At 68.2% G+C, this 25486-nt stretch carries 26 protein-coding genes and 1 tRNA gene; 17 read left to right on the top strand and 10 right to left on the bottom strand.

What is annotated here, in order from left to right; all coding sequences use genetic code 11:
- Window positions 1–175: 175 nt before the first annotated feature.
- The 5 genes from hda (at window position 176) to A8M77_RS05895 (ending at window position 4677) form a co-directional block, all read left to right on the top strand.
- The gene (hda, locus tag A8M77_RS05915) at window positions 176–865 is read left to right on the top strand and encodes a DnaA regulatory inactivator Hda (RefSeq protein WP_086920618.1); all 690 of its coding nucleotides are present in this window, start codon (window positions 176–178) and stop codon (window positions 863–865) included.
- A gap of 28 nt (window positions 866–893) precedes the next feature.
- Window positions 894–2459 (top strand): polynucleotide adenylyltransferase PcnB, encoded by a 1566-nt coding sequence (gene pcnB, locus A8M77_RS05910; protein WP_086920617.1) that lies wholly within the window; start codon window positions 894–896, stop codon window positions 2457–2459.
- Window positions 2460–2464: 5 nt separating this feature from the next.
- Entirely contained in the window at window positions 2465–2920 is a 456-nt protein-coding gene (gene folK, locus A8M77_RS05905; protein ID WP_086920616.1) for a 2-amino-4-hydroxy-6-hydroxymethyldihydropteridine diphosphokinase, read from the top strand.
- Between the two features lie 89 nt (window positions 2921–3009).
- A complete protein-coding gene (locus A8M77_RS05900) occupies window positions 3010–3654 on the top strand; it encodes a DUF47 domain-containing protein (RefSeq protein WP_086920615.1) in 645 nt (214 codons plus the stop codon).
- Between the two features lie 12 nt (window positions 3655–3666).
- A complete protein-coding gene (locus tag A8M77_RS05895) occupies window positions 3667–4677 on the top strand; it encodes an inorganic phosphate transporter (RefSeq protein WP_086920614.1) in 1011 nt (336 codons plus the stop codon).
- A gap of 20 nt (window positions 4678–4697) precedes the next feature.
- Here A8M77_RS05895 and A8M77_RS05890 read toward each other — a convergent pair whose 3' ends face one another.
- Window positions 4698–6164 carry a TIGR01777 family oxidoreductase gene (locus A8M77_RS05890; protein WP_086920613.1) on the bottom strand — a complete coding sequence of 489 codons (1467 nt, stop codon included), beginning with the start codon at window positions 6162–6164 and terminating at the stop codon, window positions 4698–4700.
- Window positions 6161–6793: a DUF4166 domain-containing protein gene (locus tag A8M77_RS05885; protein ID WP_086920612.1), complete on the bottom strand. Its 633-nt coding sequence runs from the start codon at window positions 6791–6793 to the stop codon at window positions 6161–6163. Before A8M77_RS05885 ends, A8M77_RS05890 begins: the two co-directional genes overlap by 4 nt.
- 131 nt (window positions 6794–6924) lie before the next feature.
- On the opposite strand from A8M77_RS05885, the gene A8M77_RS05880 reads away from it, so the two are divergent.
- Complete coding sequence (locus A8M77_RS05880) at window positions 6925–8727, top strand: sensor histidine kinase (protein ID WP_086920611.1); 1803 nt, start codon at window positions 6925–6927, stop codon at window positions 8725–8727.
- The gene (locus tag A8M77_RS05875) at window positions 8724–10118 is read left to right on the top strand and encodes a sigma-54-dependent transcriptional regulator (RefSeq protein ID WP_086920610.1); all 1395 of its coding nucleotides are present in this window, start codon (window positions 8724–8726) and stop codon (window positions 10116–10118) included. Before A8M77_RS05880 ends, A8M77_RS05875 begins: the two co-directional genes overlap by 4 nt.
- A gap of 60 nt (window positions 10119–10178) precedes the next feature.
- Here the strand turns inward: A8M77_RS05875 and A8M77_RS05870 are convergent, their stop codons facing one another.
- Window positions 10179–10625 (bottom strand): hypothetical protein, encoded by a 447-nt coding sequence (locus A8M77_RS05870; RefSeq protein WP_086920609.1) that lies wholly within the window; start codon window positions 10623–10625, stop codon window positions 10179–10181.
- Window positions 10622–11143: a GNAT family N-acetyltransferase gene (locus A8M77_RS05865; RefSeq protein ID WP_086920608.1), complete on the bottom strand. Its 522-nt coding sequence runs from the start codon at window positions 11141–11143 to the stop codon at window positions 10622–10624. The genes A8M77_RS05870 and A8M77_RS05865 overlap by 4 nt, the downstream gene beginning before the upstream one ends.
- Before the next feature lie 164 nt (window positions 11144–11307).
- Here A8M77_RS05865 and rpsP point away from each other — a divergent pair, with 164 nt between their 5' ends.
- The 7 genes from rpsP (at window position 11308) to hisC (ending at window position 16427) form a co-directional block, all read left to right on the top strand.
- Window positions 11308–11571, top strand: a complete 264-nt coding sequence (rpsP, locus tag A8M77_RS05860) for a 30S ribosomal protein S16 (RefSeq protein WP_077000602.1) — start codon at window positions 11308–11310, stop codon at window positions 11569–11571.
- 17 nt (window positions 11572–11588) lie between these two features.
- Window positions 11589–12143, top strand: a complete 555-nt coding sequence (rimM, locus tag A8M77_RS05855) for a ribosome maturation factor RimM (RefSeq protein ID WP_086920607.1) — start codon at window positions 11589–11591, stop codon at window positions 12141–12143.
- 21 nt (window positions 12144–12164) lie between these two features.
- Window positions 12165–12914, top strand: coding sequence for a tRNA (guanosine(37)-N1)-methyltransferase TrmD (gene trmD / locus A8M77_RS05850; RefSeq protein ID WP_086920606.1), 750 nt, complete (start codon window positions 12165–12167; stop codon window positions 12912–12914).
- A 107-nt stretch (window positions 12915–13021) separates the two neighbouring features.
- Window positions 13022–13399: a 50S ribosomal protein L19 gene (gene rplS / locus A8M77_RS05845; RefSeq protein WP_086920605.1), complete on the top strand. Its 378-nt coding sequence runs from the start codon at window positions 13022–13024 to the stop codon at window positions 13397–13399.
- A gap of 167 nt (window positions 13400–13566) precedes the next feature.
- Window positions 13567–14286, top strand: coding sequence for a CoA pyrophosphatase (locus A8M77_RS05840; RefSeq protein ID WP_086920604.1), 720 nt, complete (start codon window positions 13567–13569; stop codon window positions 14284–14286).
- 56 nt (window positions 14287–14342) lie between these two features.
- Window positions 14343–15344 (top strand): CobD/CbiB family protein, encoded by a 1002-nt coding sequence (locus tag A8M77_RS05835; RefSeq protein ID WP_086920603.1) that lies wholly within the window; start codon window positions 14343–14345, stop codon window positions 15342–15344.
- Between the two features lie 3 nt (window positions 15345–15347).
- Window positions 15348–16427: a histidinol-phosphate transaminase gene (gene hisC, locus A8M77_RS05830; RefSeq protein WP_086920602.1), complete on the top strand. Its 1080-nt coding sequence runs from the start codon at window positions 15348–15350 to the stop codon at window positions 16425–16427.
- Window positions 16428–16430: 3 nt separating this feature from the next.
- Here the strand turns inward: hisC and A8M77_RS05825 are convergent, their stop codons facing one another.
- Genes A8M77_RS05825 through A8M77_RS05810 form a run of 4 tightly spaced genes read right to left on the bottom strand, consistent with a single transcriptional unit; the run spans window position 16431 to window position 20148 of the window.
- Window positions 16431–17558 (bottom strand): glycosyltransferase family 4 protein, encoded by a 1128-nt coding sequence (locus A8M77_RS05825; RefSeq protein ID WP_086920601.1) that lies wholly within the window; start codon window positions 17556–17558, stop codon window positions 16431–16433.
- Complete coding sequence (gene rsgA, locus A8M77_RS05820; RefSeq protein ID WP_086920600.1) at window positions 17555–18505, bottom strand: ribosome small subunit-dependent GTPase A; 951 nt, start codon at window positions 18503–18505, stop codon at window positions 17555–17557. Before rsgA ends, A8M77_RS05825 begins: the two co-directional genes overlap by 4 nt.
- Before the next feature lie 17 nt (window positions 18506–18522).
- Window positions 18523–18861, bottom strand: a complete 339-nt coding sequence (locus tag A8M77_RS05815; protein WP_086920599.1) for a 4a-hydroxytetrahydrobiopterin dehydratase — start codon at window positions 18859–18861, stop codon at window positions 18523–18525.
- 15 nt (window positions 18862–18876) lie between these two features.
- The gene (locus A8M77_RS05810) at window positions 18877–20148 is read right to left on the bottom strand and encodes a M48 family metallopeptidase (protein ID WP_086920598.1); all 1272 of its coding nucleotides are present in this window, start codon (window positions 20146–20148) and stop codon (window positions 18877–18879) included.
- Between the two features lie 65 nt (window positions 20149–20213).
- Here A8M77_RS05810 and orn point away from each other — a divergent pair, with 65 nt between their 5' ends.
- The 3 genes from orn (at window position 20214) to A8M77_RS05795 (ending at window position 24491) form a co-directional block, all read left to right on the top strand.
- Window positions 20214–20810 (top strand): oligoribonuclease, encoded by a 597-nt coding sequence (gene orn / locus A8M77_RS05805; protein WP_086920597.1) that lies wholly within the window; start codon window positions 20214–20216, stop codon window positions 20808–20810.
- A gap of 212 nt (window positions 20811–21022) precedes the next feature.
- A complete protein-coding gene (locus A8M77_RS05800) occupies window positions 21023–22834 on the top strand; it encodes a DEAD/DEAH box helicase (protein ID WP_086920596.1) in 1812 nt (603 codons plus the stop codon).
- 211 nt (window positions 22835–23045) lie between these two features.
- The gene (locus A8M77_RS05795) at window positions 23046–24491 is read left to right on the top strand and encodes an NAD-dependent succinate-semialdehyde dehydrogenase (RefSeq protein ID WP_086920595.1); all 1446 of its coding nucleotides are present in this window, start codon (window positions 23046–23048) and stop codon (window positions 24489–24491) included.
- An 81-nt stretch (window positions 24492–24572) separates the two neighbouring features.
- Here A8M77_RS05795 and A8M77_RS05790 read toward each other — a convergent pair whose 3' ends face one another.
- Both A8M77_RS05790 and A8M77_RS05785 read right to left on the bottom strand, forming a co-directional pair.
- Window positions 24573–24773, bottom strand: coding sequence for a hypothetical protein (locus A8M77_RS05790; protein ID WP_086920594.1), 201 nt, complete (start codon window positions 24771–24773; stop codon window positions 24573–24575).
- 612 nt (window positions 24774–25385) lie between these two features.
- Window positions 25386–25461: transfer RNA gene (locus tag A8M77_RS05785), tRNA-Lys, on the bottom strand.
- Window positions 25462–25486: the final 25 nt, after the last annotated feature.

Raw genomic sequence — 25486 nt, 5'->3', positions numbered from 1 at the left:
GAAGGGAGGAGGACGATGACGCCGGCAACCGAAGCGGACGGGCCGATAGAATTCCCCACGATTTTAAGGGCCCCGTGTCCCCTGCCGCCGGTTCGCCATGCGGCCCTTCCACCCATTCCATGAACCTTTCTCCCGCGTCCTCCGCGCCCTCCCGGCCGCTCGCCGCGGTCCTGGCATGAAGCAACTCGCGCTCGACATCGGCATTGCCTCCGGTCCGACGCTCGCCGGCTTCTTTGCCGGGCCCAACGAGCCGGCGCTGCGGCACCTGCGGCTGTGGGTGGGCGATGGACGCGGGGGTAGCGCGCTGCATTCGCCGGTGCCGACCTACCTCTGGGGCGAGAGCGGCAGTGGCAAGACGCACCTGCTGGAGGCAGTGCGCGCGGCCTTGCGCGATCAGGGCGCGAGCGTGGGCTGGCTGCATCCGGGGCTGGCGGATCCGCCCGAGTTCGACGAACGCTGGGGCGCGGTGCTGCTCGACGACGTGCACCTGTACACCGCCGTTCAGCAGCACGCTTCCTTCAACTGGTTCGTCAATGCGCAGAGCCTGCAGCGCGGCGTGGTGGCGGCCGGCGCATTGCCGCCGGCGGACCTGCCGCTGCGCGAGGACCTGCGCACGCGGCTCGGCTGGGGGCATGTGTTCCACTTGCAGGTGCTGGGCGAGTCGGAGCGACGCGCGGTGTTGCGCCAGGCGGCGGACAGCCGCGGCGTGATGCTGTCGGACGAGGTGCTCGACTACATGCTGCACCGCTTCAGCCGTGACCTGGGCAGCCTGATGGAACTGCTCGTCCAACTCGACGGCTATGCCTTGCAGACCCAGCGCGCGATCACGATCCCGCTGATCCGGTCGATGCTCGAAAATGAATGAGGGCGCCCCGCGCGCCGAAGCCTTTCCAATGATCAAGAAATTCATCGACAAACTCCTGGGCAAAACGGGCAGCGCCGCGGGCGGCAAGGCCCGCTTCGGCAAGCGCCAGGAGGTGCCGGCCTCGGTGCATGGCATCGACCCGGCCCTGGTGGACGAACGCGCCAGGAACGTGGTCACCACGCTGCAGGACGCCGGCTATGAGGCCTATGTGGTCGGCGGCGCGGTGCGCGACCTGCTGCTGGGCCTGCGGCCCAAGGACTTCGACGTCGCCACCAATGCCACGCCCGAGCAGGTCAAGAGCCTGTTCCGCCGCGCCTTCATCATCGGCAGGCGCTTTCGCATCGTGCACGTGGTGTACGGCCGCGGGCGCGAGCACGAGGTGATCGAGGTCTCGACCTTCCGTGCCTACATGGACAGCACCGGCGCCGAACAGGTGGCCGGCAACGAGCGCACCAGCAAGGGCGAACTGGCCGGCATGAAGCACGCGGTGGATGCCAGCGGCCGCGTGCTGCGCGACAACGTCTGGGGGCCGCAGGAGGAGGATGCCGCGCGTCGCGACTTCACCGTCAACGCGATGTACTACGACCCGGCGAGCCAAACCGTGGTCGACTACCACAACGGCATCAAGGACGCAAAGAAGCTCACGCTGCGCATGATCGGCGACCCCGTCACCCGCTACCGCGAGGACCCGGTGCGCATCATTCGTGCGATCCGCTTCTCGGCCAAGCTGGCGGCGCTGGGCTTCTCGCTGGAAGCGAAGACCGCGGCACCGCTGGTCGAATGCAGCAAGCTGCTGGCCGACGTGCCACAGAGCCGCCTCTTCGACGAGATGCTCAAGCTGCTGCAGACGGGGCATGCGGTCGCCACCGTCGCGCAACTGCGCAAGCTGGGCCTGGCCACCGGCATCTACCCGCTGCTGGACGTGGTCGTCGAGCGCGCCGACCAGCCTTTTGTGACCGCCGCGCTGCAGGACACCGACCGCCGCGTCGGCGAGGGCAAGCCCGTGGCCCCCAGTTTCCTGCTGGCCTGCGTGCTGTGGGCCGACGTGCGCGACGGCTGGGCGCAGCGCATCGAAGGGCGCCACGGTCAGCGTCCGCAGGCCCCTTTCCCGGCGCTAGAGGATGCGATCGACGACGTGTTCAACGCGCGCATCGGCGATGTCTCCGGACGCGGCAAGCTGGCCGCCGACATGCGCGAGATCTGGATGATGCAGCCGCGCTTCGACAAGCGCAGCGGTGCCACGCCCTACAGCCTGGTCGAGCAGGCACGCTTCCGCGCCGGCTTCGACTTCATGCGCCTGCGTGCCGACATCGGCGAAGTCAGCGAGGCGATCGCCGAATGGTGGCAGGAGTTCAGCACCTCCGACGACCTGCGGCGCCAGGACCTGCTGGACCAGGTGCGCGACGAGCAGCACAAGAGGACGCGCCAACGGGCGCCGACGCGCGTGCCCGCAGCCGCGGCCGGGCCGGCAGAACGAGATGCCGAGCAGGCGCTGCCCCCGGATGGGGAAGTCGCCGCCGCCGCGCCGCGCAAGCGCCGCCGCCGCCGCAAGCCGCGCGGCGGCGAAGCAGGCGGCGGCGTCGCGGCGGAGTGAGCGCCATGGCGCCGGCCTATGTCGCGATCGGCGCCAATCTCGGCGACGCGCAGGCGACGGTGAGGCGGGCGATCGACGATCTGGCGGGCCTGCCGCACACGCGGCTCGCGGCCCGGTCGTCGCTCTATCGCAGCGCACCCTTGGAGGCGCAAGGCCCCGATTTCATCAATGCGGTGGTCGAGCTGCACACCCGGCTCGATCCCCTGGCCCTCCTGGCTGAGCTGCAACGGCTCGAGCGCGAGGCGGGCCGTGAGCGGCCCTACCGCAACGCGCCGCGCACGCTCGACCTGGATCTCCTCCTGCACGGCGACGCTGTTCTGCAGGACGCCGTGCTGACCCTTCCGCATCCGCGCATGAACGAGCGTGCCTTCGTGCTGCTGCCGCTGGCCGAGATCGCGCCGGCCCGTGTCGAACCGGCCCGGCTGGCGCGGGTGGCCGACCAGCGCATCGAGCGACTCTGAACACTCCCCGGGCTTGCCCTTTACACTCGGCGGGTTTTTCATGACGGCGTCACGAGCGCGTGATAGCCGAAAACCCAGGAGTGCGCGCCATGTTCGGCAAGCTGTTGCCCCGCGAGGGCAATTTTTTCGAGATGTTCAATCAGCATGCCGACCGCATCGTCGAGGCCGCCCGCGCCTTCGAGCAACTGGTGGCCAACTACAACGACCTGCACCTGCGTGAGCAGTACAACCGTGACGTGGACAACGCCGAGCGCGCCGCCGACCGCGTGACGCACGATGTCAACCGGCTGATCCACAAGACCTTCATCACGCCCATCGACCGCGAGCAGATCCACACGCTCATCAACACGATGGACGACGTCGCCGACCTGATCCAGGACTCGGCCGAGACCATGGCGCTGTACGACGTGCGTCACATGACCGAAGAGATCTCGCGCCTCACCACACTGAGCGTGAAGTGCTGCGAGCGGGTGAAGGACGCCGTCAAGTTCCTCGGCCAGATCGCCGATCCGGCCACCGCCGAGGCCACGCTCAAGACCTGCGAGGAGATCGACCGGATCGAGTCCGACGCCGACCGCGTGATGCGCAGCGCCATGAGCAAGCTGTTCCGCGAGGAGCCGGACGTGCGGGAGGTGATCAAGCTCAAGGCCATCTACGAGTTGCTGGAGACCATCACCGACAAGTGCGAGGACGTCGCCAACGTGATCGAGGGCATCGTCCTCGAGAATTCCTGAACCGGGATCCTCATGGAAACCGTACAGGTCGCCCTGTGGGTGGTGGTGCTGCTGGTCGCTCTGGCCATCGCCTTCGACTTCATGAACGGCTTTCACGACGCGGCGAACTCCATCGCCACCGTCGTGTCCACCGGCGTTCTGCGGCCCGGCCAGGCGGTGGTGTTCGCTGCCTTCTTCAACCTGATCGCGATCTTCGTGTTCCACCTGAGCGTGGCCACGACGGTCGGCAAGGGCATCGTGCAGCCTGGTGTGGTCGACGTGCACGTGGTCTTCGGGGCTCTGGTGGGTGCCATCAGCTGGAACCTCGTGACCTGGTACTACGGCATTCCGAGCAGTTCATCGCACGCCCTGATCGGCGGCATCGTGGGCGCAGTGATTGCCAAGGCCGGCGTGAGTTCCTTGGTCGCTGGCGGCATCTGGAAGACGGTGGCCTTCATCTTCGTGTCGCCGCTGCTGGGCTTCCTGCTGGGTTCGACCATGATGGTGCTGGTGGCCTGGATCTTCAGGCGCTCGACGCCGTCGCGGGTCGACCGCTGGTTCCGTTCGCTGCAGCTGGTCTCGGCTGGCGCCTACAGCCTGGGCCATGGCGGCAACGACGCCCAAAAGACCATCGGCATCATCTGGATGCTGCTGATCGCCACCGGCCATTGGTCCGCCAACGCCGAGACACCGCCGACCTGGACCATCGTGAGCTGCTACGCGGCCATCGCCCTGGGCACGATGTTCGGCGGCTGGCGCATCGTCAAGACCATGGGCCAGAAGATCACCAAGCTCAAGCCGGTGGGCGGCTTCTGCGCCGAGACGGGCGGGGCGCTGACGCTGTTCCTCGCCACGGCGCTGGGCATTCCGGTCTCGACCACCCACACCATCACCGGCGCGATCGTCGGTGTGGGCTCGGCCCAGCGCGCGAGCGCGGTGCGCTGGGGCGTGGCCGGCAACATCGTCTGGGCGTGGATCTTCACCATCCCGGCCTCGGCCTTCGTTGCGGCCATTGCTTACTGGGTCGGACTTCAGGTGTTCTAAGTCTTGCGCCCGGCGCCAGCTCATGCATCGGCAGCCGCGAGCTGCCGCAGCGCAACCGGCAACGAGGGATAGGCAAATCGGAAGCCGGCCCGCAGCGCGACGATCGGCGCCACGCGTTGACCTTGCGTGAGCAACTCCGCCATCTCGCCCAGCAGGCGCTCCAGTAGCCATGCAGGCACGCGCAGTCTGGCCCTGCGCCCGTGCACCGCGGCTATCTCGCGTGCGAACTGCGCCTGCGCAACCATCCCGGGCGCCACGCCGTTCACGGGGCCATGGAGCCCCTCGTGCGCCATCGCGAAGCGCATCAGCGCGATGGCGTCGTCCACGTGCACCCAGGGCACCGGCTGCCGGCCGCTGCCGATGCGCGCGCCGAGGCCGAGGCGCGCCGCGGCGTCCAGCCCGGGAAAGGCGCCGCCGCCATGGCCCAGCACGATGCCCAGGCGCAGGCATACCACGCGCACGTCCAGGGCTTCGGCGCGCCGGGCTTCGTGCTCGGCGGCAACGCACAGCGCCGACTGGAATCGATCCGGGTCCGGTGGCGCTGCTTCGTTCAGCTGAAGCTGCGCACCGGGCAAACCGTAGTAGCCCACGGCCGATGCGCTGACGAGCACGCGCGGCGGGTCGTCGAGACGGCGCATGAGCTGCAGCAGGCTTTGCATGGTCCGCGTGCGGCTCTCGATGAGCAGCCGGCGGCGCGGGGCCGTCCACGGCAGGCCGAGCACCGGCGCCCCCGCCAGGTGAACGACCGCCTGGATGCGCGTCTCGGGCGGGATGTCGTCGAGCCGATCGACGGCCCACACGCGGTCGTCGAACTGACGGCGCGCCTGGCGCACGTCGCGGGTCAACACGATGACGCGCTGGGCATCGTCGAGCAGGCCTCGCACGAGCGCAGCACCCAGAAAGCCGGTGCCGCCGGTGACCAGAACCGCTGGCGCATTCGCACCGACCGAAGTCCGGCGAACACGCGCCGGCGTCACGTCCTGCCTGCCTGCCGCGGCATGCCAGTGCATCGCGGCCCGCAGATTGCGCACGCTCCAGAGCATCACTGCGAGGCCGCCGAACGTGAAGCACCAGCTCCACGTCCCCTGGTGAACGACGATCAGCGCGCTCGGACTGCGCAACCATTGCAGGAACACCGGCGCCAGCAATCCGAGCAGGGCGCCAAAGCCGACGGCAAGCACCGTGTGCAGCACGCGCTCCAGAGGCGGCAGGGTGCGCGTGCGATCTTCTTCGAGGAAATCGACGCCGGTGATGACCAATTCGATCAGCAGCAGGCCCGTAGGCATCAGGACCCAGAGGCCGCGCCATTCGAGCCAGGCGAGGCCGACGAAGAGCAGCGCGTAGATGGCTTCCCGAGCCGCATGGAGCGCGAGCTCGTGCCGCGCGGAAGCCCGCTGCGGCAGGCGCGCGCCGAGTTCGTGATGCCAGAGATTGTCGAAAGCGCCCAGCAGCGCCTGCGCCAATAGAAGGGAATAGACGGAATTCATGAGCGGATCTCCTCGGGGTCATGGAACACGCCGGATTGGCGGAAGGTGGTGCCCCACCACGGATGGGCCATGGAAAGCACGAAGCGGAAGCGGCCGGCCCCCAGGTCGTGGTGCTCGACGCGGCAGGTGCCGGGCGTGAGCAGATGCGGGATCGGCAGGCGGCTGCCGCCCAGCGCGAAGAAGTAGCAGCGGCTCTCGAAGACCAGTGCGCCGCCGTCCTCGAAGACGTCGAGCGCCATCGAGAGGCCGCCATCGGTGCGCTCGACCAGGCGTCCGCGGGCGTCCGCGAGCTTGGTGGACCGCACGACCTTGTCGTGCCCTGCGAGCGCGAGATGGCGCTCCCACACCACGCCGCCCCGGCCGTCACCGTGGACGCGGACTCGCGCGGGCGCGTCGCCTCGCGCGGCGGTCAGCGGGCCGCCGAGCAGCGCGCTCGCCCACGCGAAGACGCGGCCGATCGGCGAGCAGTGCAACGTCAGTTCGCCGGCATAGACGACGTCGCGATGCGCATGCGCGAAGCGGCGCTGCACGGCGACCGGCAGGCGGCGCCACCCTTCTGCGCCGACCAGAGTTTGCAGGTCCAGCTGGGTCCGTGTCTCGGCGTCGAAGGTGTCGGAAAGGTGATTCATGCCTTTCCTTTTGCAGCCACCGTGCCACGCGCCAAGTGGTTGATGCAAAACAACTTTTCCGCAGGCCTGTTGCCGAGATTGACAGTTTGCGAGGGTGCGTTGTCTACCTGGTTTACAGTCCGTCCCCAGCAATGGCGTTGCACATCGTCCTGGCCCTGTCACTCGTGGAGACGCTGGTTCTGGCCGGCGTGCTGCTGCATTGGGCCAAGGCCGTGCCGGGTGCGCGGTTGCTGACGGTGTTCCTGCTCGGCGTGGCGGCTTGGATCGTCAGCAACGAGTTGCCGAACTGGGTGGGCCCGGCCGCCATTCCCTGGGCCCTGCGGCTGGGGGCCACCATTCCGCTGACCTCGGCTGCCTTCCTGCATTTCTGCGTGCGCTTCTGCGGCTACGAGCAACGCTTCGGGCGCGCGGTGCAACTGGCCTACGGCGCAGCGATCGCCGTGATGCTGCTGACCTGGATCGTGCTGCCGGGCGAGTTCATCCACTTCCCGCCCTTCGCCGGCGTGGAGTGGGTGGTGGTGCCGAACTGGGCAGGCTGGACGGCCTCGATGGTCTGGGCGTTGCTGGCCGCGGCGGGCGTCGCCATCCTTCTGCATCGGCTCTGGCGCACCGGCGACGCCCGGGAGCGCCGGCAGCTCGCGGCGGTCGCGGTGTCCTGCGGCTGGGGCCTGGTCTGCGCATCCGGCTACGGCTTCGCTGCGCTGGGCATTCCGTGGTACCCCTGGCAGGTGCTCGCGATGCCGGCCTATCCGGTCATCCTGGTCTACGGCATCCTGCGCTACCAGGTCTTCGTCGCCAATGCCTGGGCGCGGCGCGCGCTGGCCTGGACGCTGCTCGTCGGGCTGGGTCTGCTGAGCGTGCCGCTGACGCTGTTGTTGCCGCTCGATTCGCGCTGGCTCAGCGGCACCGCCGTGGCCCTGGTGTGCCTGGCCCTCAACGGGCCGGTGCGGCGCTTCGCGGAGCGCATCGTCTACCCCGGTGGCAGCGCCAGTGCCGCGGACCTTCAAGGCTGGCGCGATGCGCTTGCGCGAGCCGGCACGTGGCGCGCGCTCGAGGCCGAAGCCGCCGAACTGCTGTCGACGCGCGTCGGGCTTCGCATCGACGTGCGGGTGGGGGCAACGGACGATCCGGTCTCCGCCGTTCCGCTGCTGGCCTGCCGCGAATCGCCATCGGGCTGGACCACCGAGCTGCACGGCTGGGATTCGGCGCCGCCCGGATCGCGTCGCCTCGCCGAGCTTTTCGCCGAGGTGCTGAGCGAGGCGGCCGGCCGGCTCCAGCAGGCGGCGCTGGCCGAGCAACGCGAGCGCGACCGGCAGCTGCAGGCGCGGCTGGCCGAACTGGGTGCGCTGGCCGCGAGCGTCGCGCACGATCTGCGCAATCCGCTGAACATCATCGCGATGGCCGTGGCGACCACGTCGGCCGAGGTACGGCGCGAGGTCGGCGACCAGGTCGGGCGCATCTCGCATCTGGCCGAGGATCTGCTGGACTATGCCAAGCCGTGGCAGGTGCGGCCGATGGCGGTCGATGCTGCGCTGCAGGTCCGCGAGGCGGTCCGCCACGCGCCCGAGGTCGAGATCGGCCGCGGGCTCGAAGACGCCTTGCCATTGCAGGCGGATCCAATGCGCTTCGCGCAGGCCATCGGCAATCTGCTCTCCAATGCGCGCGCCGCGCCCGGCGTGCGGCGCGTGCTGGTGGATGCCGAGCGTGAAGGCGCGCAGGTACACCTGCACGTGTGCGACGACGGCGCCGGTGTGCCCGCGGATCTGCGCGAACGGCTCTTCGAGCCCTTCGCGTCGCGCAGTCCGGCCGGTACCGGCCTGGGGCTGGCCATCGTGGCCCGCATCATGGCCGCACATGGCGGCTCGGTGCGGCTCAACGACAGGCCCCCATGGAACACATGCTTCACCCTCACATTTCCGGCGGCGGCTTCATGAATCTCTCCCTGACCCGCGGTCACGTGCTGCTGGTGGACGACGAACCGGCCTATCAGCGGCTGGGCAGCTCGTTCTTGATGAACCTCGGTCATCGTGTGAGCGTGGCCGGCGATGCGGACGAGGCGCTCGCTGCCTTCGATGCCGACCGGCCGCACGTCGTTTTGCTCGACCTTGCGATGCCACCCAGCATGGACCCTCAGGCGGGGCTGGCGCTGATTCCTCGCCTCGCACCTGCGGTGGTCGTCGTGCTCTCCGGCCATGGCGACCGCGAGCTGAACCTGAAGGCGGTCGAGCTCGGCGCCTGGGATTTCCTCACCAAGCCCATCGACCCCGACATGCTCGGCTTCGTGGTTGCACGCGCGCTGCACAAGGCGCGGCTCGATGCCGAGCTCAAGGCGCTGCGTGCGCGCGACGCCGACCAGGACCTGGGACTGGTCGGGCAGGCGCCGACGATGCAGAACCTGCGCGCCATGATCCGTCGCGTGGCGCCCACGCACGTGAGCGTGATCGTGCTGGGACCGACGGGCACCGGCAAGGAGCTCGCCGCGCGCGCGCTCCACCAGTGCAGCACCCGCGTCGACGGCCCCTTCGCCACCATCAACTGCGGCGCTTTGTCGACCGAGCTGCTGGAAAGCGAGCTTTTCGGCCATCTGAAGGGCAGCTTCACAGGCGCCTATCGCGACCAACCCGGCCTGGTCGAGACGGCACACGGTGGCACGCTCTTCCTCGACGAAGTGGGCGAGATGCCCGCACCCATGCAAGTGAAGCTGCTGCGTTTTCTGCAGGAGGGCAGCTTCATTCCGGTGGGCGGCCGCACGCCGAAGCATGCGGATGTGCGCGTGGTGGCGGCCACGCACCGTGACCTCGAGCAGATGGTGCGAGAAGGCAGCTTCCGCGAAGACCTGTATTACCGCCTCAAGGGCGTGGTGCTGCGCACGCCCGCGCTCACCGAGCGCCCCGGCGATGTGCCGCTGCTCGCCACCCGCTTCCTGCAGCGCGTCGCGCCCAGGGCGGCGCTGGGCCCCGACGCACTCGCCTGGTTGCGTACCCAGGCCTGGCCCGGCAACGTTCGCCAGCTGCGTGCGGTGGTCGAGGCGGCCGGCGCGCTCATCCTGCCCGGCAGCACGCAGGTGAGTGCGGACCTGCTGCGCCTCGCGAGCGGCGACCCGCAGGGCTTTGCAGAGGGTGACGGCAAACCTGCCGGCGGCATCGAGGGGCTGGGGTTTCTCGACGCGGCCATCGCCGAGTTGGAGATCCGCCTGCTCTCGGAGGCCCTTGCCGCGAGCCGCGGCAACCAGTCCGAAGCGGCTCGCCAACTCGGCATCTCGCGTGTCGGCCTGATCAAGAAGCTGGGGCGGCTCGGCCTGAAAGGCGATGGCCGCGGGCCGTAGCGGCCAACCCGCCTGGGGCATGAAGACCAAGCGCCGCCCTGCGCGGGCGCTTTGCCAGGTTTACTGCGAGATCTTCCGGCCTTCCGCGATCTGGTGCTCGAAGAAGCGCTGGAAACTGAAGGCGATGCTGGCCATCAGGATGGTGCTGCCGAAGAACAATGCCAGCACCACGGCGCCGATGGTGAGCCAACTGCTCCGGCCGGCCGCTGCGCCGGGCGCGGCGCCGGCGTTGTAGCGCGCATTCCATTTTTCAGGCGTCATCAGGCCGTAGACGATGGCGGTGAGGGCGCAACCCGCGATGGTGAAGCCGAGCAGCGGCAGCAAGAGCCAGCTCAGGGCGTCGTCGACACCGTAGGCGCGCGTGCGCTCGATGCCGTAGAGGCCCAGGGCGGTCGGGATGGGAAGCAGCCAGCCGAGCATGCTCCCGAAACCACGCAGATAGAAGCAGTGCAGGCCGAGCGGCCCGCCCAGAAAGGCGAGCCAGGCGGCCGTGGTCTTGTTCTTCATTCGGGGTTCGTTGTGCTGCCTTGGCCCAGCACCTTGTCCATCAGCACCACGTCGCGCCACTGGCCAAACTTCCAGCCGCAATCCTTGAGCACGCCGACGTGCTCGAAGCCCTGCGCGCGGTGCACGCCGATCGACCCTGCGTTGGCCGAGTCGCCGATCACCGCGATGAGCTTGCGCACGCCGGCAGCTTCTGCGGCTTCGGTCAGCGCCGCGAGCAACTGGGTGCCGATGCCTTGGCCGCGGGCGGCCTCGGCGAGGTAGATGGAATCTTCGGCCGAATAACGGTAGGCCGGGCGGGGCTTGAACCAATTGCAATACGCGAAGCCCAGCAACTCGCCGCTGCGCTCGGCCACCAGGTAGGGCAGATTCTTGGCCAGTACGTCGGCGCGCCGTGCCGCCATCTCGGCGGAAGTCGGGGCCTCGGTCTCGAAGGTGCCGGTGCCGTGCAGCACATGGTGGGCGTAGATGGATGTGATCGCGGCGAGGTCCTCGTCGCGGCTGGGACGGATGGTGGTCATCGAAGGGCCCGGCAGAGGCCGGGTAGGGTGGGATACTTCGCTCGGGCTATAATCGCGGGCTTTTCAGCGTGCGCTGGCCGGGTGGCCATGTCGCGTGTCTCGACGCTGAAAGAACTCCGTGGGCGAACTTTTCAATGTGTTCGCCACCACCCGAAGGATAAATCATGGTCGTCATTCGACTTTCCCGCGGCGGCTCGAAGGGCCGTCCGTTCTTCAACATCGTCGTGTCGGACAAGCGCGTCCGCCGCGATGGCCGCTTCATCGAGCGCCTGGGCTTCTACAACCCCACCGCCAAGGAGAATGAAGAGAGCATCCGCATCGCGCAGGATCGGCTGGCCTACTGGAAGGGCGTCGGCGCCCAGGCCTCGCCCACGGTCACGCGCCTGATCAAACAGGCCGCCGCGGCCGCTCCCAAGGCGGCCGCCTAAGCCGCCTGCATCCGGCGATGCTGCCCACGCTCGAAGCGGCCGAACTGCCGGCGGATGCGATCGAGGTGGGGCGCATCGCTGATGCCTGGGGCATCAAGGGCTGGTTCAAGGTCCTGCCCCACAGCGTCCAGCCCGAGGCGCTTTTCTCCTCCAAGCGCTGGTTCCTGCAGCCGCCCGGCGGCCAGGCCCGCGGCGCGTTTCGGCTTCCTATCCGCGAAGCCAGGGAACATTCCGACTGCATCGTCGCCTCCTCGGAGGAAGTGCCCGACCGCAATGCGGCCGAGGCCTTGCGCGGCGCGCGCGTGTTCGTGCCGCGCTCCAGTTTTCCCACTACCGGCGACGACGAGTACTACTGGGTCGACCTGATCGGACTGGTCGTGACGAACCGCGAGGGTATCGCGCTCGGCACGGTGCGCGATCTGCTGGCCAACGGGCCGCAGACCACGCTGGTGCTGGAGGCCCTCGAGGACGGCAAGCCGGTCGAGCGCATGATTCCTTTCGTCTCGGCCTTCGTCGACGCGGTGGATCTGCCCGGGCGGCTGATCAAGGTCGACTGGCAGCCGGACTACTGACCCGTTCCGGCCCCGGCGCCCATGCGCTTCGACGTCATCACCCTGTTTCCCGAACTCTTCACGCCTTTCCTGGCGAGCGGCGTGACGCGGCGCGCCTTCGAGACGGGGCAGGTCGAGGTGGTGCTGTGGAGCCCGCGCGATTTCGCCGAGGGCAACTACCGGCGGGTGGACGACAGGCCCTTCGGCGGTGGGCCCGGCATGGTCATGATGGCCGAGCCCCTGTCGGCCTGCCTGGATGCGGCGTTGGCTGACCGGGGGGGCGGCGCGGCGCCGGTGGTCCTGTTTTCGCCGGCCGGGGAAAGCTTGCGTCATGCAGCCGTCGAGCGGTGGGCGGAGGGCGAGGGCGCGGTTCTGGTCTGCGGCCGCTACGAAGGCATCGACCAGCGCTTCATCGACGCGCGAGTCACGCACCAGTTGAGCCTGGGCGATTTCGTTCTTTCGGGCGGCGAAATTCCCGCCATGGCCCTGCTCGACGCGGTGGCCCGGCTCCAGCCGGGCGTGTTGGGCGACGAGGCGAGCCACATCGAGGACAGCTTCAATCCTGCGCTGGACGGCCTGCTGGATTGTCCTCACTACACCCGGCCCGAGCAATGGCAGGGGCAGGGCGTGCCCGGGGTGCTGCTCTCGGGCCACCATGCTCAGATCGAGCGCTGGCGACGTGATCAGCGCCTGACCGCCACCTTGGAGAGGCGGCCCGAGCTGATCGAGGCGGCGCGCGCAGCAGGCCGGCTCAGCGCGGCGGATGAAAAGGCGCTCCAAAAAAAGCTATAATCCCGGGTTGCCCGATCCTCTGCCGGCCGCGTCGGCCCCAACCAGACGTTCTGAAGTTGGCAAGACGCCCCTTGTGTAGCGCGCGCACGATCGAATCCAGGAAAGCCATGAACCTCATCCAGACCCTCGAGCAGGAAGAAATCGCCCGGCTCGGCAAGAAGATTCCCGATTTCATGCCCGGTGACACGGTTATCGTCAGCGTGAACGTCGTCGAAGGCAACCGCAAGCGCGTGCAGGCCTACGAAGGCGTGGTGATCGCCAAGCGTAACCGCGGCCTCAACAGCGGCTTCACGGTGCGCAAGATCTCCAGTGGCGAAGGCGTGGAACGTACCTTCCAGACCTACAGCCCGCTGATCGCCGGCATCGAGGTCAAGCGCCGCGGCGACGTGCGCCGTGCCAAGCTGTACTACTTGCGCGACCGTAGCGGCCGCTCGGCGCGTATCAAGGAAAAGCTGCCGGGCAAGTCCGCAGCGGCCGCTCAGTAGGAGCGCCTCCTGCCTTGCAAAAAGCCGCCACTCCTGGCGGCTCTTTGCGTTGGTGCCTCGAGGAATCGGGGCGTTCGTGATTTTTGTTGTGGCGTTGCCTGTCCTGTGCGGCGCCGTTTTGCGCTTTACTCGGTAGATCCTTCTTGACGACCCCTCCATCACCCGCCATGCGCGCCGCCCCCGTCGAAGAGACCGTCAATGCCGTACTGCCTGCGGTGCCGCCCTCCTTCGACCCGCGCCAGGTACCGGTGGTTGGCGTCGACAGTGCGCTTCCTGCCGTTCCTGTCGCCCATCTCGATGCGCAGGCCCTGCGCGCCCGCTTTGCCACGCCGCCGACCTGGACCCCAGAACTGCGGCGCGAGCCGCGCATGTTCGATCGTGCGCCGGCCCGGGCGGCCGTGTTGGTGCCGATCGTGATGCGCGAAGAGCCCACGGTGCTGCTGACCGAGCGCACCGCCAACCTGTCGACGCACTCGGGCCAGGTCGCCTTCCCTGGCGGCCGCGTCGATCCCGAGGATGCCAACATCCCTGCGGCCGCCCTGCGCGAGGCCTGGGAGGAGGTCGGCCTCTCGGCCGAATACATCGAGGTGCTGGGCAGCCTGCCGACCTATACCACCGTCACCTCTTTCATCGTGACGCCGGTGGTCAGCTTGGTGCAGCCGGGCTTCGAGCTCAACATCAACCCCTACGAGGTCGCGGAGGCCTTCGAGGTGCCGCTGGCCTATCTGATGGACCCGGCGAACCACCGTCGCCATGCGGTGGTCGATGGCGAGAAAAGATCGCGCGAGTGGTTCTCCATGCCCTATCAGGACGGGCCCCACGAGCGCTACGTGTGGGGCGCCACCGCTGGCATGCTGCGCAACCTCTATCGCTTCCTCTCCGCCTGAGGGTCGGGTCCTCGGATGCGGGCGGGGCCCTGCGGACCACTCGCTATCATCGACGGATGAGCTTCTTCGCGATCCTGTGCGCCTTGCTGATCGAGCAGGTGCGACCGCTCGCCTATCACAACCCGGTGTACGGCGGCGTGTTGGCCTGGACGCGCTGGACCAGCCGCAACTTCGATGCCGGCAAGCCACACCATGGATGGGTGGCATGGGCACTGGCAGTGCTGGTGCCCACGGTGCTGGCGCTGGGTGTGCACTGGCTGCTGGTGCTCACGCTGGGCCTGCCTTTCGCCGTGCTATGGAGCGTGGCGGTGCTCTACGTCACGCTGGGGTTCAGGCAGTTCAGCCATCATTTCACCGGCATCCGCGACGCCCTCGACATCGGTGACGAAGCACTGGCGCGCTCGCTGCTCGCCCACTGGCAGCGCGTCGATGCGGCGGACCTGCCGCGCAGCGAGATCGTGCGCCACGTGATCGAGCACTCGGTGATCGCGGCGCACCGGCATGTGTTCGGCGTGCTGGCCTGGTTCTCGATCCTGGCCGCCTTCGGACTCGGGCCGGCCGGGGCGGTGTTCTACCGCATGAGCGAGTTCGTCTCGCGTTACTGGGCGCACAAGCACAACGCCTCGGTCCAGCCTTCCAGCGTCTGGGTTCAGCAGGCGGCCGACCAGGCCTGGGCGCTGATCGACTGGATCCCGGCCCGCATCACCGCCATCGGCTTCGCTGTGGTCGGGAGCTTCGAGGAAGCGATCGACTGCTGGCGCAACGACGCCCGGCGCTTCCCCAACGAGAACGACGGCGTGATCCTGGCCGCGACCTCCGGCGCGGTCAACGTGCGGCTGGGCGGCGGTGCGCTGAGCCCGGTGCCGCTGACCGATCCGCTGTCGCGCGCACAGGCCGGCGATCCGCTGGCCGCGACGCGCGGGCCCGACAGCGGCAGCACGCCGGGGCGCGAGCCCGAGCCGGCGCACCTGCGCAGCGTGGTCGGCCTCGTCTGGCGCTCGGTCGTGATGTGGATGGTGCTGCTCGCGCTGCTTACCCTGGCGCGCCTGCTGGGGTGACCCTTGGCGACCGTTCCGAGCTTCTGGAGTCCACGCGTCGCGGCCCTCGAGCCGTACGTGCCAGGCGAGCAGCCTCGCATCCCGAACCTGGTCAAGCTGAACACCAACGAGAACCCCTTTGCGCCTTCGCCGCGGGCCATCGCGGCCATCGAGCGCGCAGCTTCGCAGGGCCTCGAGCGTTATCCCGATCCCGAGTCTGTCGAATTGAGCGAAACGATCGCCGCTCGCCATGGGCTTCGCAGCGAGCAGGTGTTCGCCGGCAATGGCTCTGACGAGGTGCTGGCGCATGCCTTTTTTGCCTTCTTCCAGCAGGCCGAGCCGCTGCTGATCCCGGACATCACCTACAGCTTCTACCGCGTCTATGCGCAGCTTTACGACATCCCCTGCGAGCTGATGCCGGTGGATGCCGGACTGCGAATCGACGGCGAGGCGATGGCGGCGCGTGCCGCGCGTGGCTGCGCCGGGATCGTGATCGCGAATCCCAATGCGCCCACCGGCATCGGCCTGCCGCTCGCCGCCGTCGAACGCCTGCTGGCCGCCTGTCCCGGCCGCGTGGTGCTGGTGGACGAAGCCTACGTCGACTTCGGCGGCAAGAGCGCGTTGCCGCTCATCGACAGGCATCCGAACCTGCTGGTCGTGCACACCTTGTCCAAGTCGCGCTCGCTCGCGGGCCTGCGGGTCGGCTTCGCTTGCGGGCAGGCACCGCTCATCGAGGCCTTGCGGCGCGTCAAGAACAGCTTCAACTCCTACCCGCTGGATCGCCTGGCGAGTGCCGGCGCCATCGCGGCCATCGAGGACCAGGCCTGGTTCGACAAGACGCGTCTCGACGTCGTCGACATCCGCGAAGGCCTCACGCTGCAGCTGGAAGACCTGGGCTTCGAGGTGCTGCCCTCGCAGGCCAACTTCCTGTTCGTGCGCCATCCCGCACACGACGCGGCCATGCTCGCCGCAGCGCTGCGCGAGCGCGCCGTGCTGGTGCGGCATTTCAAGCAACCGCGCATTGCGCAGTACCTGCGCATCAGCATCGGCACGCGTGACCAATGCACGGCGCTGATCGATGCGCTGGCGCAGATCCTGGGCTGAGTCTCAGGCCTTGCGCGCGATGCCGCCGAGCATCTCGATGTACTGGGTGACGAAGCGTCCGGGCATGAAGCCGGCGGCGCGTTCGCGCGCCTTTGACGCCTGTTCCGCGCGCAGGGCAGGGTCCTCGAGCACGCGCAGCATCTGAGCGGCAAGCGCTTCGTCGTCACCGTTCGGAAACGTAAGTCCAGCGTTGCCCACGCATTCGGCCAGTCCGCCCTGGGCCGACACAATGAGGCTCTTACCGGCGGCCAACAGTTCCACCGCGACGCCGCCCATGGGCTCGTACCACACTGAGGGCAGCACGCCGATCATGCCCTTGGCCACCCAGTCGACCAGGCCTTCGCCTGACTGGGCGCCGGCGAAGAAGACCGACGAACCGATGCCGAGTTCCGCGACCAGGCGCTCGAGCTCGGGGCGGGCGCTGCCGTCGCCGATCAGCAGCAGGCGCGGCCGGCCGGCCTGGCGCGCCAGCACCCTGGCGAAGGCGCGGATCAGCGTGTCCACGCCCTTTTCTTGCACCAGGCGGCCCATGTAGAAGAACTCGTACTCGGCCCCCTCGCGATCGGCCGCGCGGAAACGCTCGATCGGAAAGGGGTTGTAGATCTGCACCTGGCGCGGCAGCGGCAGGGCCCGGTTCATCCACTCGGTGATCGCGACGTTGCGGGTGACGCCGAATTTCGCGATGCCCCGGCGCAGCAGCAGCTTCATGCCGTCCTTCATGGCGCGCAGCCAGCCACCACGACGCGCGTGGAAGAGGACGGAGGCGACGGGCGTCAGCGGCGCGGGCTTGCCGTCCACCCAGCCGGCGCCGTCGATGCAACTGGCCTGGTAGCCCACGTGCACCCAGACGAAGGGCTTGCGGTAGAGCAGCACCCAGGGCTGCAATGCCAGGCTGGCGCCGTTGAAGAGCACCACGTCGGCCCAGCGCAGCAGCTCGCGCACGCGCACCGCCGAGGGCCGGCGTACCACGTCGAAGGGAAAGGATTCGTCTGTGCCTCCTTCCGCAGGCGTCTGCGTGACCACCTTGCAGTCGACCCCCTGGGCCACGAAGCCCTCGACCAGGGCGCGAGAGACCGTTTCGACGCCGCCCACAGAAGGGTGGAACACGTGGGAGTACAGCAGGACTTTCATTTGTGGCGGGGCTGGCTCAGCTCGGCGAACAGCTCGCCATAGATGCGATAGCGCGACGGGCTGATGCCGCCGGGGTGGTGCGGCGAGGTCACCTGCGCGATCACGCCGCAGCCCGGCTCGTGCAGGTGCGTGCAGTTGTAGAACTTGCATTCGCCCGCGTGCTCGGCGATGTCGGGCATCAGATGCGCGAGCTGCATCGGCTCGATGTGGTGCAGCCCGAATTCCTGGAAGCCGGGCGAGTCGATCAGTGCCGTGGTGCGCGCCTCGTCCACCCAGTACCAGGTGGTGCTGGTGGTCGTGTGCTTGCCCGAGTTGAGCGCCTGCGAAATCTCGGCCGTGGAGGCGCGCGCATGCGGCACCAGCAGGTTGGTCAGCGTGCTCTTGCCCGCGCCCGAGGGCCCGAGCACCAGCGTGGTCTTGCTCGCCAGCAGCTTCATGAGCGTGGCGCGGTCCACCTCCGGCGAGGCCTTGAGCGACAGCGGCAACACGCCGTGGTGCATGCGCCGGTACGGTGCCAGCCGCTCCCAGGCCCGCTCGAAGGGCTCCACCACGTCGCTCTTGTTGAGGGCGATCAGCGTCCCGATGCGTTCCGCAGCCGCGGCGATCAGGGAGCGCGCCAACTGTGCCTCGGAGAACTCGGGCTCGGCCGCGACCAGGATCAGGACTTGGTCGAGGTTGGCGGCGAAGGACTTGGTGCGGATCTCGTCCTGACGATAGAGCAGGTTCCTGCGCGGCAACACCTGCTCGATGGTGCCCTCGTCCTCGCTGGCCTGCCAGCGCACCCTATCGCCCACCACGGCCTGGCTCTTCTTGCCGCGCGGGTGACAGATCACGCGCTCGCCGTCCGGGGTCTCCACCACGCAGTGACGGCCATGGCTGGCGACGACCAGGCCGTCGCGCCAGGCGGGGCTCCCCTCGGCTGGGGCGCGTGGCCGGGGCCTAGCCAAGGGCGCGTTCCATGGCGTCAGGCGGCGAGCAGGGCGTCCGCCTGCGTCGCGCAGTCGAAGTCGGTGGGCGAGATGCCGCCGACGTCGTGCGTGTTGAAACGCACCACGCAGCGGTTGTAGTGCACCGAGAGATCGGGGTGGTGGTCCTGCCGGTGCGCGATCAGGGCCAGCGCGTTGACGAAGGCGATGGTCTCGAAGTAATTCGCGAAGGTGTAGGTTTTCTCGATGGCGACGTCGGCGCCGTCGCCGGTCAGCTTCCAGCCCTCGAGGCGGGCCAGCTGAGACACGATCTCGGTGGCGCTCAGGGCCCGGCGTGTCCGGGTCTTCCAGTCGATGGACTTCAGCATGCTGCTCATGATCGTTCTCCGGAGTCAGGCCGCCGCCATGCGCGCAAGGCGCTCGGAGGCCGGCGGGTGCGAGTAGTAGAACTTGACGAAAACCGGGTCGGGCGTCAGCGTCGAGGCGTTGTCCTGGTAGAGCTTGAGCAGCGCCCGCGACAGGTCGGCGCCACTGGTCTGGGCGATCGCGTAGGCATCGGCCTCGAACTCGTGGCGGCGCGAGATCAGCACCGGCAGCGGCGCGACGAAGAAGCCGAACACCGGCACCGCCAGCATGAACAGCAGGATCGCCAGCGCGTCGTTGGGCGCCGTCATGCTGGGCTGCACGCCGAGGCCGGTGTAGAACCAGGCATGGCCCGACAGCCAGCCCAGCAGCGCGAAGCCGGCCAGGCTCAGTGCGAACATGGCGGCCATGCGCTTCCACACGTGCCGGTGCTTGAAATGACCGAGCTCGTGCGCGAGCACGGCCTCCACCTCGCCCGCATTGAGTTGGCGCAGCAGCGTGTCGTAGAAGACGACGCGCTTGCTGGCGCCGAAGCCGGTGAAGTAGGCGTTGGCGTGCGCGCTGCGCGTGCTGCCGTCCATCACGAACAGGCCCTTGGCCGCGAAGCCGCAGCGCTGCATGAGCGCGTTCACACGGGCCTTGAGCGAGTCGTCGTCCAGCGGCTGGAACTTGTTGAAGATCGGCGCGATGAAGGTGGGGTAGATCAGCATCAACAGCAGGTTGAAGCCCATCCATGCGCCCCAGGCCCACAGCCACCACAACTGGCCGGCCGCGCCCATCAGCCAGAGGATCAGCGCCGCGATCGGCAGGCCGATCACCGCGCCCAGCAACAACGCCTTGAGGCTGTCAGCAAGCCAGAGCCGCCAAGTCATCTTGTTGAAGCCGAAGCGCTCCTCGAGCCGGAAGGTCTGCCACAGCGTGAAGGGCAGTTCGAGCAGGCCGCCGACCAGCGCGAAGGCCGCAAGCAGCGCCAACTGCTGCCACATGCCACCGCCCAGCCAGCCGAGCAACAACTTGTTCAGCAGATCCAGTCCGCCCAGCAGGGTCCAGCCCATCAGTACCATCGCGCCCCAGACCATTTCGAGCAGGCCGAAGCGGGTCTTTGCCACCGTGTAGTCGGCCGCCTTCTGGTGCGCCGCGAGCGAAATGGCCTCGGAGAAGGCCGCGGGCACAGCATCGCGGTGACGCACCACGTGACGCACCTGGCGCGTCGCCAGCCAGAACTTCACGACCAGCCCGGCGACCAGCGCGAGGGCGAACGCGAGCGTGAACAGCAGCGAAGCGGGGAAGGGAGCGGCCATGGCGCAGCGAGTTTAGCCCGCCCCCAGGCCCCCTCGGCCGCAGGGTCATCGACGACAATCGGCCGATGCCCGATTCCATTGCCACGACCGCGGCCGCGACCGCGACCACCCTGAAGAAGAGCGACCAGAATCTCGTCTGGCTGGACTGCGAGATGAGCGGCCTGGACCCCGAGAAAGAGCGCCTGCTCGAGATCGCTGTGGTGGTGACCGGCCCCGAGCTCACGCCGCGCATCGAGGGGCCGGTGCTGGTGATTCACCAGAGCGACGAGGTGCTGGATGCCATGGACTCCTGGAACAAGGGCACGCATGGCCGCAGCGGGTTGATCGACAAGGTCCGCGCCTCCACGGTGAACGAGGCGGCCGCCGAGCAGCTGCTGCTGGATTTCATCGCCCGCTACGTCCCCAAGAACGGCTCGCCCATGTGCGGCAACACCATCGGCCAGGACCGGCGCTTCCTGGTCAAGTACATGCCGAAGCTGGAGGCCTATTTCCACTACCGCAATCTGGACGTCAGCACGCTCAAGGAACTGGCCAAGCGCTGGAAGCCTGCCGCCTACAACGCCTTCAAGAAACAGCAGGCCCATACCGCGCTGGCCGACGTGCACGAGTCGATCGAGGAGCTGGCGCATTACCGGGATACCTTTCTGCGCCTGCAGGATTAGGTGAAAACCCCGAAGCCATGCAATAATTGAAGGCTTCGCTGTTCCGGAAGTCTTCCGCAGCGTTTCTCGCATCTCCCTATCTTGCACATCGCGCCCCGTTGAATGGGCCGCGGCAGCGACGAGAGTCACTGCTGAACGTCGTTGGATGGTTGATGTTTTTCACCACCCGACGGGGTGCCGCCTGCGGCGGCACCCGCGCATGAGATTTCTGAATGACCGACGCTTTTGAAGCGCAGGGCGAGTTCGCGCCTGTGCAATCCGATGATTTCGCCGCCCGCGGCGAGTCGATTCCCACCACCGAGGACAGTCAGGCCTTCGAGGCGCTCGACGCCGTCGAGGCGGCCGAGCCCAAGCAGCCCAACGGCTTCATCCAACTGGGCCTGGCGAGTGAACTGATCGCTGCCGTCGAGGACCTCGGCTTCACCCAACCCACCGCCGTGCAGGCGCAGGCGATCCCGCGTGCCATGGGCGCCAGCGGCGCCGCCGATGGCGCCACGCGTTTCGTCGACCTGATGGTGTCCAGCCAGACCGGCAGCGGCAAGACCGCCGCCTTCCTGCTGCCCGTGCTGCACACCCTGCTGCAGCGCCAGGCCGAAGCCGCGGCGGCCGCCCAAGCCGAGCATCAGCGCCTGGTCGCCGAAGCCGCCGCGCGCGGAGAAACGCTGCCCAAGAAGGCCAAGCGCAAGGACCCGACCAATCCGCGCCACTTCAAGCCCGCCACCCCCGGCGCGCTCGTGCTGTGCCCCACGCGCGAACTGGCCCAGCAGGTCGCGCACGACGCCATCGACCTCGTGCGCCATTGCCGCGGCCTGCGCATCGCCAATGTGGTGGGCGGCATGCCCTACCAACTGCAGATCGCACGCCTGCAGAACGCCGACCTCGTAGTCGCCACGCCCGGCCGCCTGCTCGACCTGCAGCGCTCGATGCAGATCAAGCTCGACCAGGTCAAGTTCCTGGTGGTCGACGAGGCCGATCGCATGCTCGACCTCGGCTTCGCTGACGACCTGGCCGAGATCAACCAGCTCACCATCGAGCGCCAGCAGACCATGATGTTCAGCGCCACTTTCGCGCCGCGCATCCAGCAACTGGCGCAGCGCGTGATGCGCGAGCCGCAGCGCGTGACCATCGACACCCCGCAGGAAAAGCACGCCAACATCAAGCAGGTGCTGTTCTGGGCCGACAACGCCCAGCACAAGCGCAAGCTGCTCGACCATTGGCTGCGCGATACCACCATCAACCAGGCCATCGTCTTCGCCAGCACGCAGATCGAGTGTGACGGCTTGGCCGCCGACCTGCAGCAGGACGGCTTCAGCGCCGTCGCGCTGCACGGCGCGCTGAGCCAGGGCCTGCGCAACCGCCGGCTGATGGCGCTGCGTCAGGGCCAGGTGCAGATCCTGGTGGCCACCGACGTGGCCGCGCGCGGCATCGACGTACCCACCATCACCCACGTCTTCAACTTCGGCCTGCCGATGAAGGCAGAGGACTACACGCACCGCATCGGCCGCACCGGCCGGGCGGGCCGCGACGGCCTGGCCGTGACCTTTGCCGAGTTCCGCGACCGCCGCAAAATCTTCGACATCGAGGCCTACAGCCGCCAGCCCTTCACGGCGGAGGTGATCCCCGGCCTGGAGCCGCAGCAGCGCTTCCCGCAGGGCCGTCCCCAGGGCGATTTCGGCGGCCGTGGCCGCGAGAGCCGCGACAACCATTCGCGCGACCGCAAGTTCGGCGGACCGCGTGGTGGCTATGCCGGTGCCAGCGGCTTCAACGAGCGCGGGGCGCCGCGCGGTGGCCATGGAGCTGGCGCATCCCGCGGCTTCCAGGCCCAAGGCCAGAGTCAGGGCAAGGGCGGCTTCGGTGGCGCCCGTGACGAGGCCGGCGGTTACGGTCGCAAGCCCGGCTGGGGCGAGAACGCGTCGCGCAGCGGCGCCGGCGCGGGTCGCGGCCATGGTGGTGCGCACGGCGGCACCAAGGCCTTCGCGCCGCGTGATGCGCGCCCGCCGCGTGCGTTCAAGCCGAGCCGCTGACCGGCCCCTGTTCCTTGCCAAGCCCGCCTCCATGAGGCGGGCTTTTTTCTGCGCGAGGCATCCGAGTTCCATGGTGTGGAGCGCCGGGGGAAGGGCTTTGCACCCCTGGCCCGAGCGAGGCGCCAGGCCGGGCGACAATGACACCCGGAGCGGCCTCGCGCCCGCCCCGTTCGAATCCCAATATCCCCCTGAAAGAATCCCAAGGACCGACATGAGCACAACGAGCTACGTGGACACCCGGCTGCTGATCAACGGCGAATGGACCGACGCTGCCAGCGGCAAGACCCTGGACGTGATCAACCCGGCCACCGGCCAGCCCATCGGCAAGGTCGCCCACGCCGGCATCGCCGACCTGGACCGCGCCCTGGAGGCCGCCCAGCGCGGCTTCGAGGCCTGGCGCAAAGTCCCCGCCAACGAGCGCGCCGCCACCATGCGCCGCGCCGCCGCTCTTCTTCGCGAGCGCGCCCCCGAGATCGCACGCCTCTTGACCCTGGAGCAGGGCAAGCCCTTCGCCGAGGCCCGCGTCGAGGTGCTGGCCGGCGCCGACATCATCGAGTGGTTCGCCGACGAAGGCCGCCGCGTCTATGGGCGCATCGTCCCCTCGCGCAACCTCGCGGCCCAGCAGCTGGTGATCAAGGAGCCCGTCGGCCCCGTGGCCGCCTTCACGCCCTGGAACTTCCCCATCAACCAGATCGTGCGCAAGCTCGGCGCCGCGCTGGCCTGCGGCTGCTCCTTCCTGGTGAAGGCGCCGGAGGAAACGCCGGCCTCGCCCGCGGCCCTGCTGCAGACCTTCGTCGAGGCCGGTGTGCCCCCCGGCACCGTGGGCCTGGTGTTCGGCAACCCGGCCGAGATCTCCAGCTACCTGATCTCGCACCCCATCATCCGCAAGGTCACCTTCACCGGCTCCACCCCCGTGGGCAAGCAGCTGGCGGCCCTGGCCGGCCAGCACATGAAGCGCGCCACCATGGAGCTGGGCGGCCACGCGCCGGTGATCGTCGCGGAGGACGCCGACATCGCCCTGGCCGTGAAGGCCGCCGGCGGCGCCAAGTGGCGCAATGCCGGGCAGGTGTGCATCTCGCCCACGCGCTTTCTGGTGCACAACAGCATCAAGGCCGAGTTCGCCCAGGCGATGGTCAAGAACGCCGAGAGCCTCAAGCTGGGCGACGGCCTGGCCGAAGGCACCACGCTCGGCCCGCTGGCCAATGCGCGCCGGCTCACGGCCATGGCGCAGGTGCTGGACGATGCCCGCAAGAAGGGCGCCACGATCGCCACGGGCGGCGAGCGCGTGGGCTCCAGCGGCAACTTCTTCGCGCCCACGGTGCTGACGGACGTGCCGCTGGAGGCGGACGTGTTCAACAACGAGCCCTTCGGCCCGGTGGCGGCGATCCGCGGCTTCGACGCGCTGGAGGACGCGATCGCCGAGGCCAACCGGCTGCCCTTCGGGCTGGCCGGCTATGCCTTCACGCGCTCGATCAAGAACGCGCACCTGCTGTCGCAGCGCGTGGAGGTGGGCATGCTGTGGATCAACCAGCCGGCCGCGCCCTCGCCGGAGATGCCCTTCGGCGGGATCAAGGACTCGGGCTACGGCTCCGAGGGCGGGCCGGAGGCGATGGAGGCCTATCTCAACACCAAGGCGGTGTCGATCATGGCTGTTTGAAGCCGGTCTGCCGACACAGGAGCGCGGGCGGCATGCCCGCGTTTTTTTTGCACGTCGCCTGCGTGAACGCGCCGGGCCGAATCACATGCCAGCCAGTCGCAGGACGGCCCAGCCGAACGTGGCCATCAAGGACACCATCAGCGCCGCCTTGGTCCATACGCGTTCATTCCGCCGGGCACGAAAAGGTCCGGCGAGTGGCTGGAAGGACGAGGGCCGGATCTCCCGTTCCGGCTTGTCTGCCCACCATCCGGTGTTCGTGTAGAAGTCGTTCGGGTCTTTCATGCCGCCAATTTTCGGGGTGTATTTAGAACTTTTGAACTCAGCATTGATGTGAGTAGAGGGAAAATGTGAAAAGTTCCCATCTATGGTGCTTTCGACTTATAGTGGAAGGAGCCAGTCAGGCAAAGAGGAGCGAAACCATGCGAGAGGCATCCCCGCAGCAGCCATCATCCCCAACAGCCGCACAGCTCGACTTTCCCCGTCCTCCGCTTCGTGAGTTGTTGGCTGAGGCCGTTTTTGTCGGCGGCGTTTGCCTTGCGCTTGTTCTTCTGGTCGTGACCTCGGTTCGCCCATAGCCAGCGTACCGAGAAAGTTCTTCCGCATGACAGCCTCAACACCGAGCAAGGAGGCGCCTCGGCTCTCCGCTGAGCGGGCGAGAAGGATCGAGCACCTGCAACGACTGTGCGCGGATGAAAAGCGAGTGAACCCCTCGCCTCGACAAGATCTTCCGAAGCCTGAAAGCCAACCGGATCTTCGACGAACCGAAGAATGATCGCTCGCATGGGGCAGGGCGACGTGCCGATGCCATGCGAAGCGGCTTTGGGCGCGCCCAGGACAACAACGCACAAAGAAAAAGCCTGCTATCGATCGATAGCAGGCTTTTCGAGTGATTGTTGGTGGGCCCTGAGTGACTCGAACACTCGACCTACGGATTAAGAGTCCGCTGCTCTACCAACTGAGCTAAGAGCCCCTGATGCACATTGCTGTCATTCAGG

The sequence above is a fragment of the Variovorax sp. JS1663 genome, assembly GCF_002157355.1.
Classification (GTDB): domain Bacteria; phylum Pseudomonadota; class Gammaproteobacteria; order Burkholderiales; family Burkholderiaceae_C; genus Variovorax.
This window is presented reverse-complemented; position numbering and strand designations above follow the sequence as displayed.

What these genes read in the sequence shown, in the direction of transcription:
- orn (WP_086920597.1), top strand. Translation starts at nt 20,214, where the DNA reads ATGCCCGATTCCATTGCCACGACCGCGGCCGCGACCGCGACCACCCTG.
- A8M77_RS05880 (WP_086920611.1), top strand. Translation starts at nt 6,925, where the DNA reads ATGGCGTTGCACATCGTCCTGGCCCTGTCACTCGTGGAGACGCTGGTT.
- pcnB (WP_086920617.1), top strand. Translation starts at nt 894, where the DNA reads ATGATCAAGAAATTCATCGACAAACTCCTGGGCAAAACGGGCAGCGCC.
- A8M77_RS05885 (WP_086920612.1), bottom strand. Translation starts at nt 6,793, where the DNA reads ATGAATCACCTTTCCGACACCTTCGACGCCGAGACACGGACCCAGCTG.
- A8M77_RS05835 (WP_086920603.1), top strand. Translation starts at nt 14,343, where the DNA reads ATGAGCTTCTTCGCGATCCTGTGCGCCTTGCTGATCGAGCAGGTGCGA.
- rimM (WP_086920607.1), top strand. Translation starts at nt 11,589, where the DNA reads ATGCTGCCCACGCTCGAAGCGGCCGAACTGCCGGCGGATGCGATCGAG.
- A8M77_RS05815 (WP_086920599.1), bottom strand. Translation starts at nt 18,861, where the DNA reads ATGAGCAGCATGCTGAAGTCCATCGACTGGAAGACCCGGACACGCCGG.
- A8M77_RS05900 (WP_086920615.1), top strand. Translation starts at nt 3,010, where the DNA reads ATGTTCGGCAAGCTGTTGCCCCGCGAGGGCAATTTTTTCGAGATGTTC.
- A8M77_RS05865 (WP_086920608.1), bottom strand. Translation starts at nt 11,143, where the DNA reads ATGACCACCATCCGTCCCAGCCGCGACGAGGACCTCGCCGCGATCACA.
- A8M77_RS05825 (WP_086920601.1), bottom strand. Translation starts at nt 17,558, where the DNA reads ATGAAAGTCCTGCTGTACTCCCACGTGTTCCACCCTTCTGTGGGCGGC.
- A8M77_RS05790 (WP_086920594.1), bottom strand. Translation starts at nt 24,773, where the DNA reads ATGAAAGACCCGAACGACTTCTACACGAACACCGGATGGTGGGCAGAC.
- A8M77_RS05890 (WP_086920613.1), bottom strand. Translation starts at nt 6,164, where the DNA reads ATGAATTCCGTCTATTCCCTTCTATTGGCGCAGGCGCTGCTGGGCGCT.
- A8M77_RS05875 (WP_086920610.1), top strand. Translation starts at nt 8,724, where the DNA reads ATGAATCTCTCCCTGACCCGCGGTCACGTGCTGCTGGTGGACGACGAA.
- rpsP (WP_077000602.1), top strand. Translation starts at nt 11,308, where the DNA reads ATGGTCGTCATTCGACTTTCCCGCGGCGGCTCGAAGGGCCGTCCGTTC.
- A8M77_RS05800 (WP_086920596.1), top strand. Translation starts at nt 21,023, where the DNA reads ATGACCGACGCTTTTGAAGCGCAGGGCGAGTTCGCGCCTGTGCAATCC.
- A8M77_RS05870 (WP_086920609.1), bottom strand. Translation starts at nt 10,625, where the DNA reads ATGAAGAACAAGACCACGGCCGCCTGGCTCGCCTTTCTGGGCGGGCCG.
- A8M77_RS05895 (WP_086920614.1), top strand. Translation starts at nt 3,667, where the DNA reads ATGGAAACCGTACAGGTCGCCCTGTGGGTGGTGGTGCTGCTGGTCGCT.
- trmD (WP_086920606.1), top strand. Translation starts at nt 12,165, where the DNA reads ATGCGCTTCGACGTCATCACCCTGTTTCCCGAACTCTTCACGCCTTTC.
- A8M77_RS05810 (WP_086920598.1), bottom strand. Translation starts at nt 20,148, where the DNA reads ATGGCCGCTCCCTTCCCCGCTTCGCTGCTGTTCACGCTCGCGTTCGCC.
- A8M77_RS05795 (WP_086920595.1), top strand. Translation starts at nt 23,046, where the DNA reads ATGAGCACAACGAGCTACGTGGACACCCGGCTGCTGATCAACGGCGAA.
- rplS (WP_086920605.1), top strand. Translation starts at nt 13,022, where the DNA reads ATGAACCTCATCCAGACCCTCGAGCAGGAAGAAATCGCCCGGCTCGGC.
- hda (WP_086920618.1), top strand. Translation starts at nt 176, where the DNA reads ATGAAGCAACTCGCGCTCGACATCGGCATTGCCTCCGGTCCGACGCTC.
- A8M77_RS05840 (WP_086920604.1), top strand. Translation starts at nt 13,567, where the DNA reads ATGCGCGCCGCCCCCGTCGAAGAGACCGTCAATGCCGTACTGCCTGCG.
- folK (WP_086920616.1), top strand. Translation starts at nt 2,465, where the DNA reads ATGGCGCCGGCCTATGTCGCGATCGGCGCCAATCTCGGCGACGCGCAG.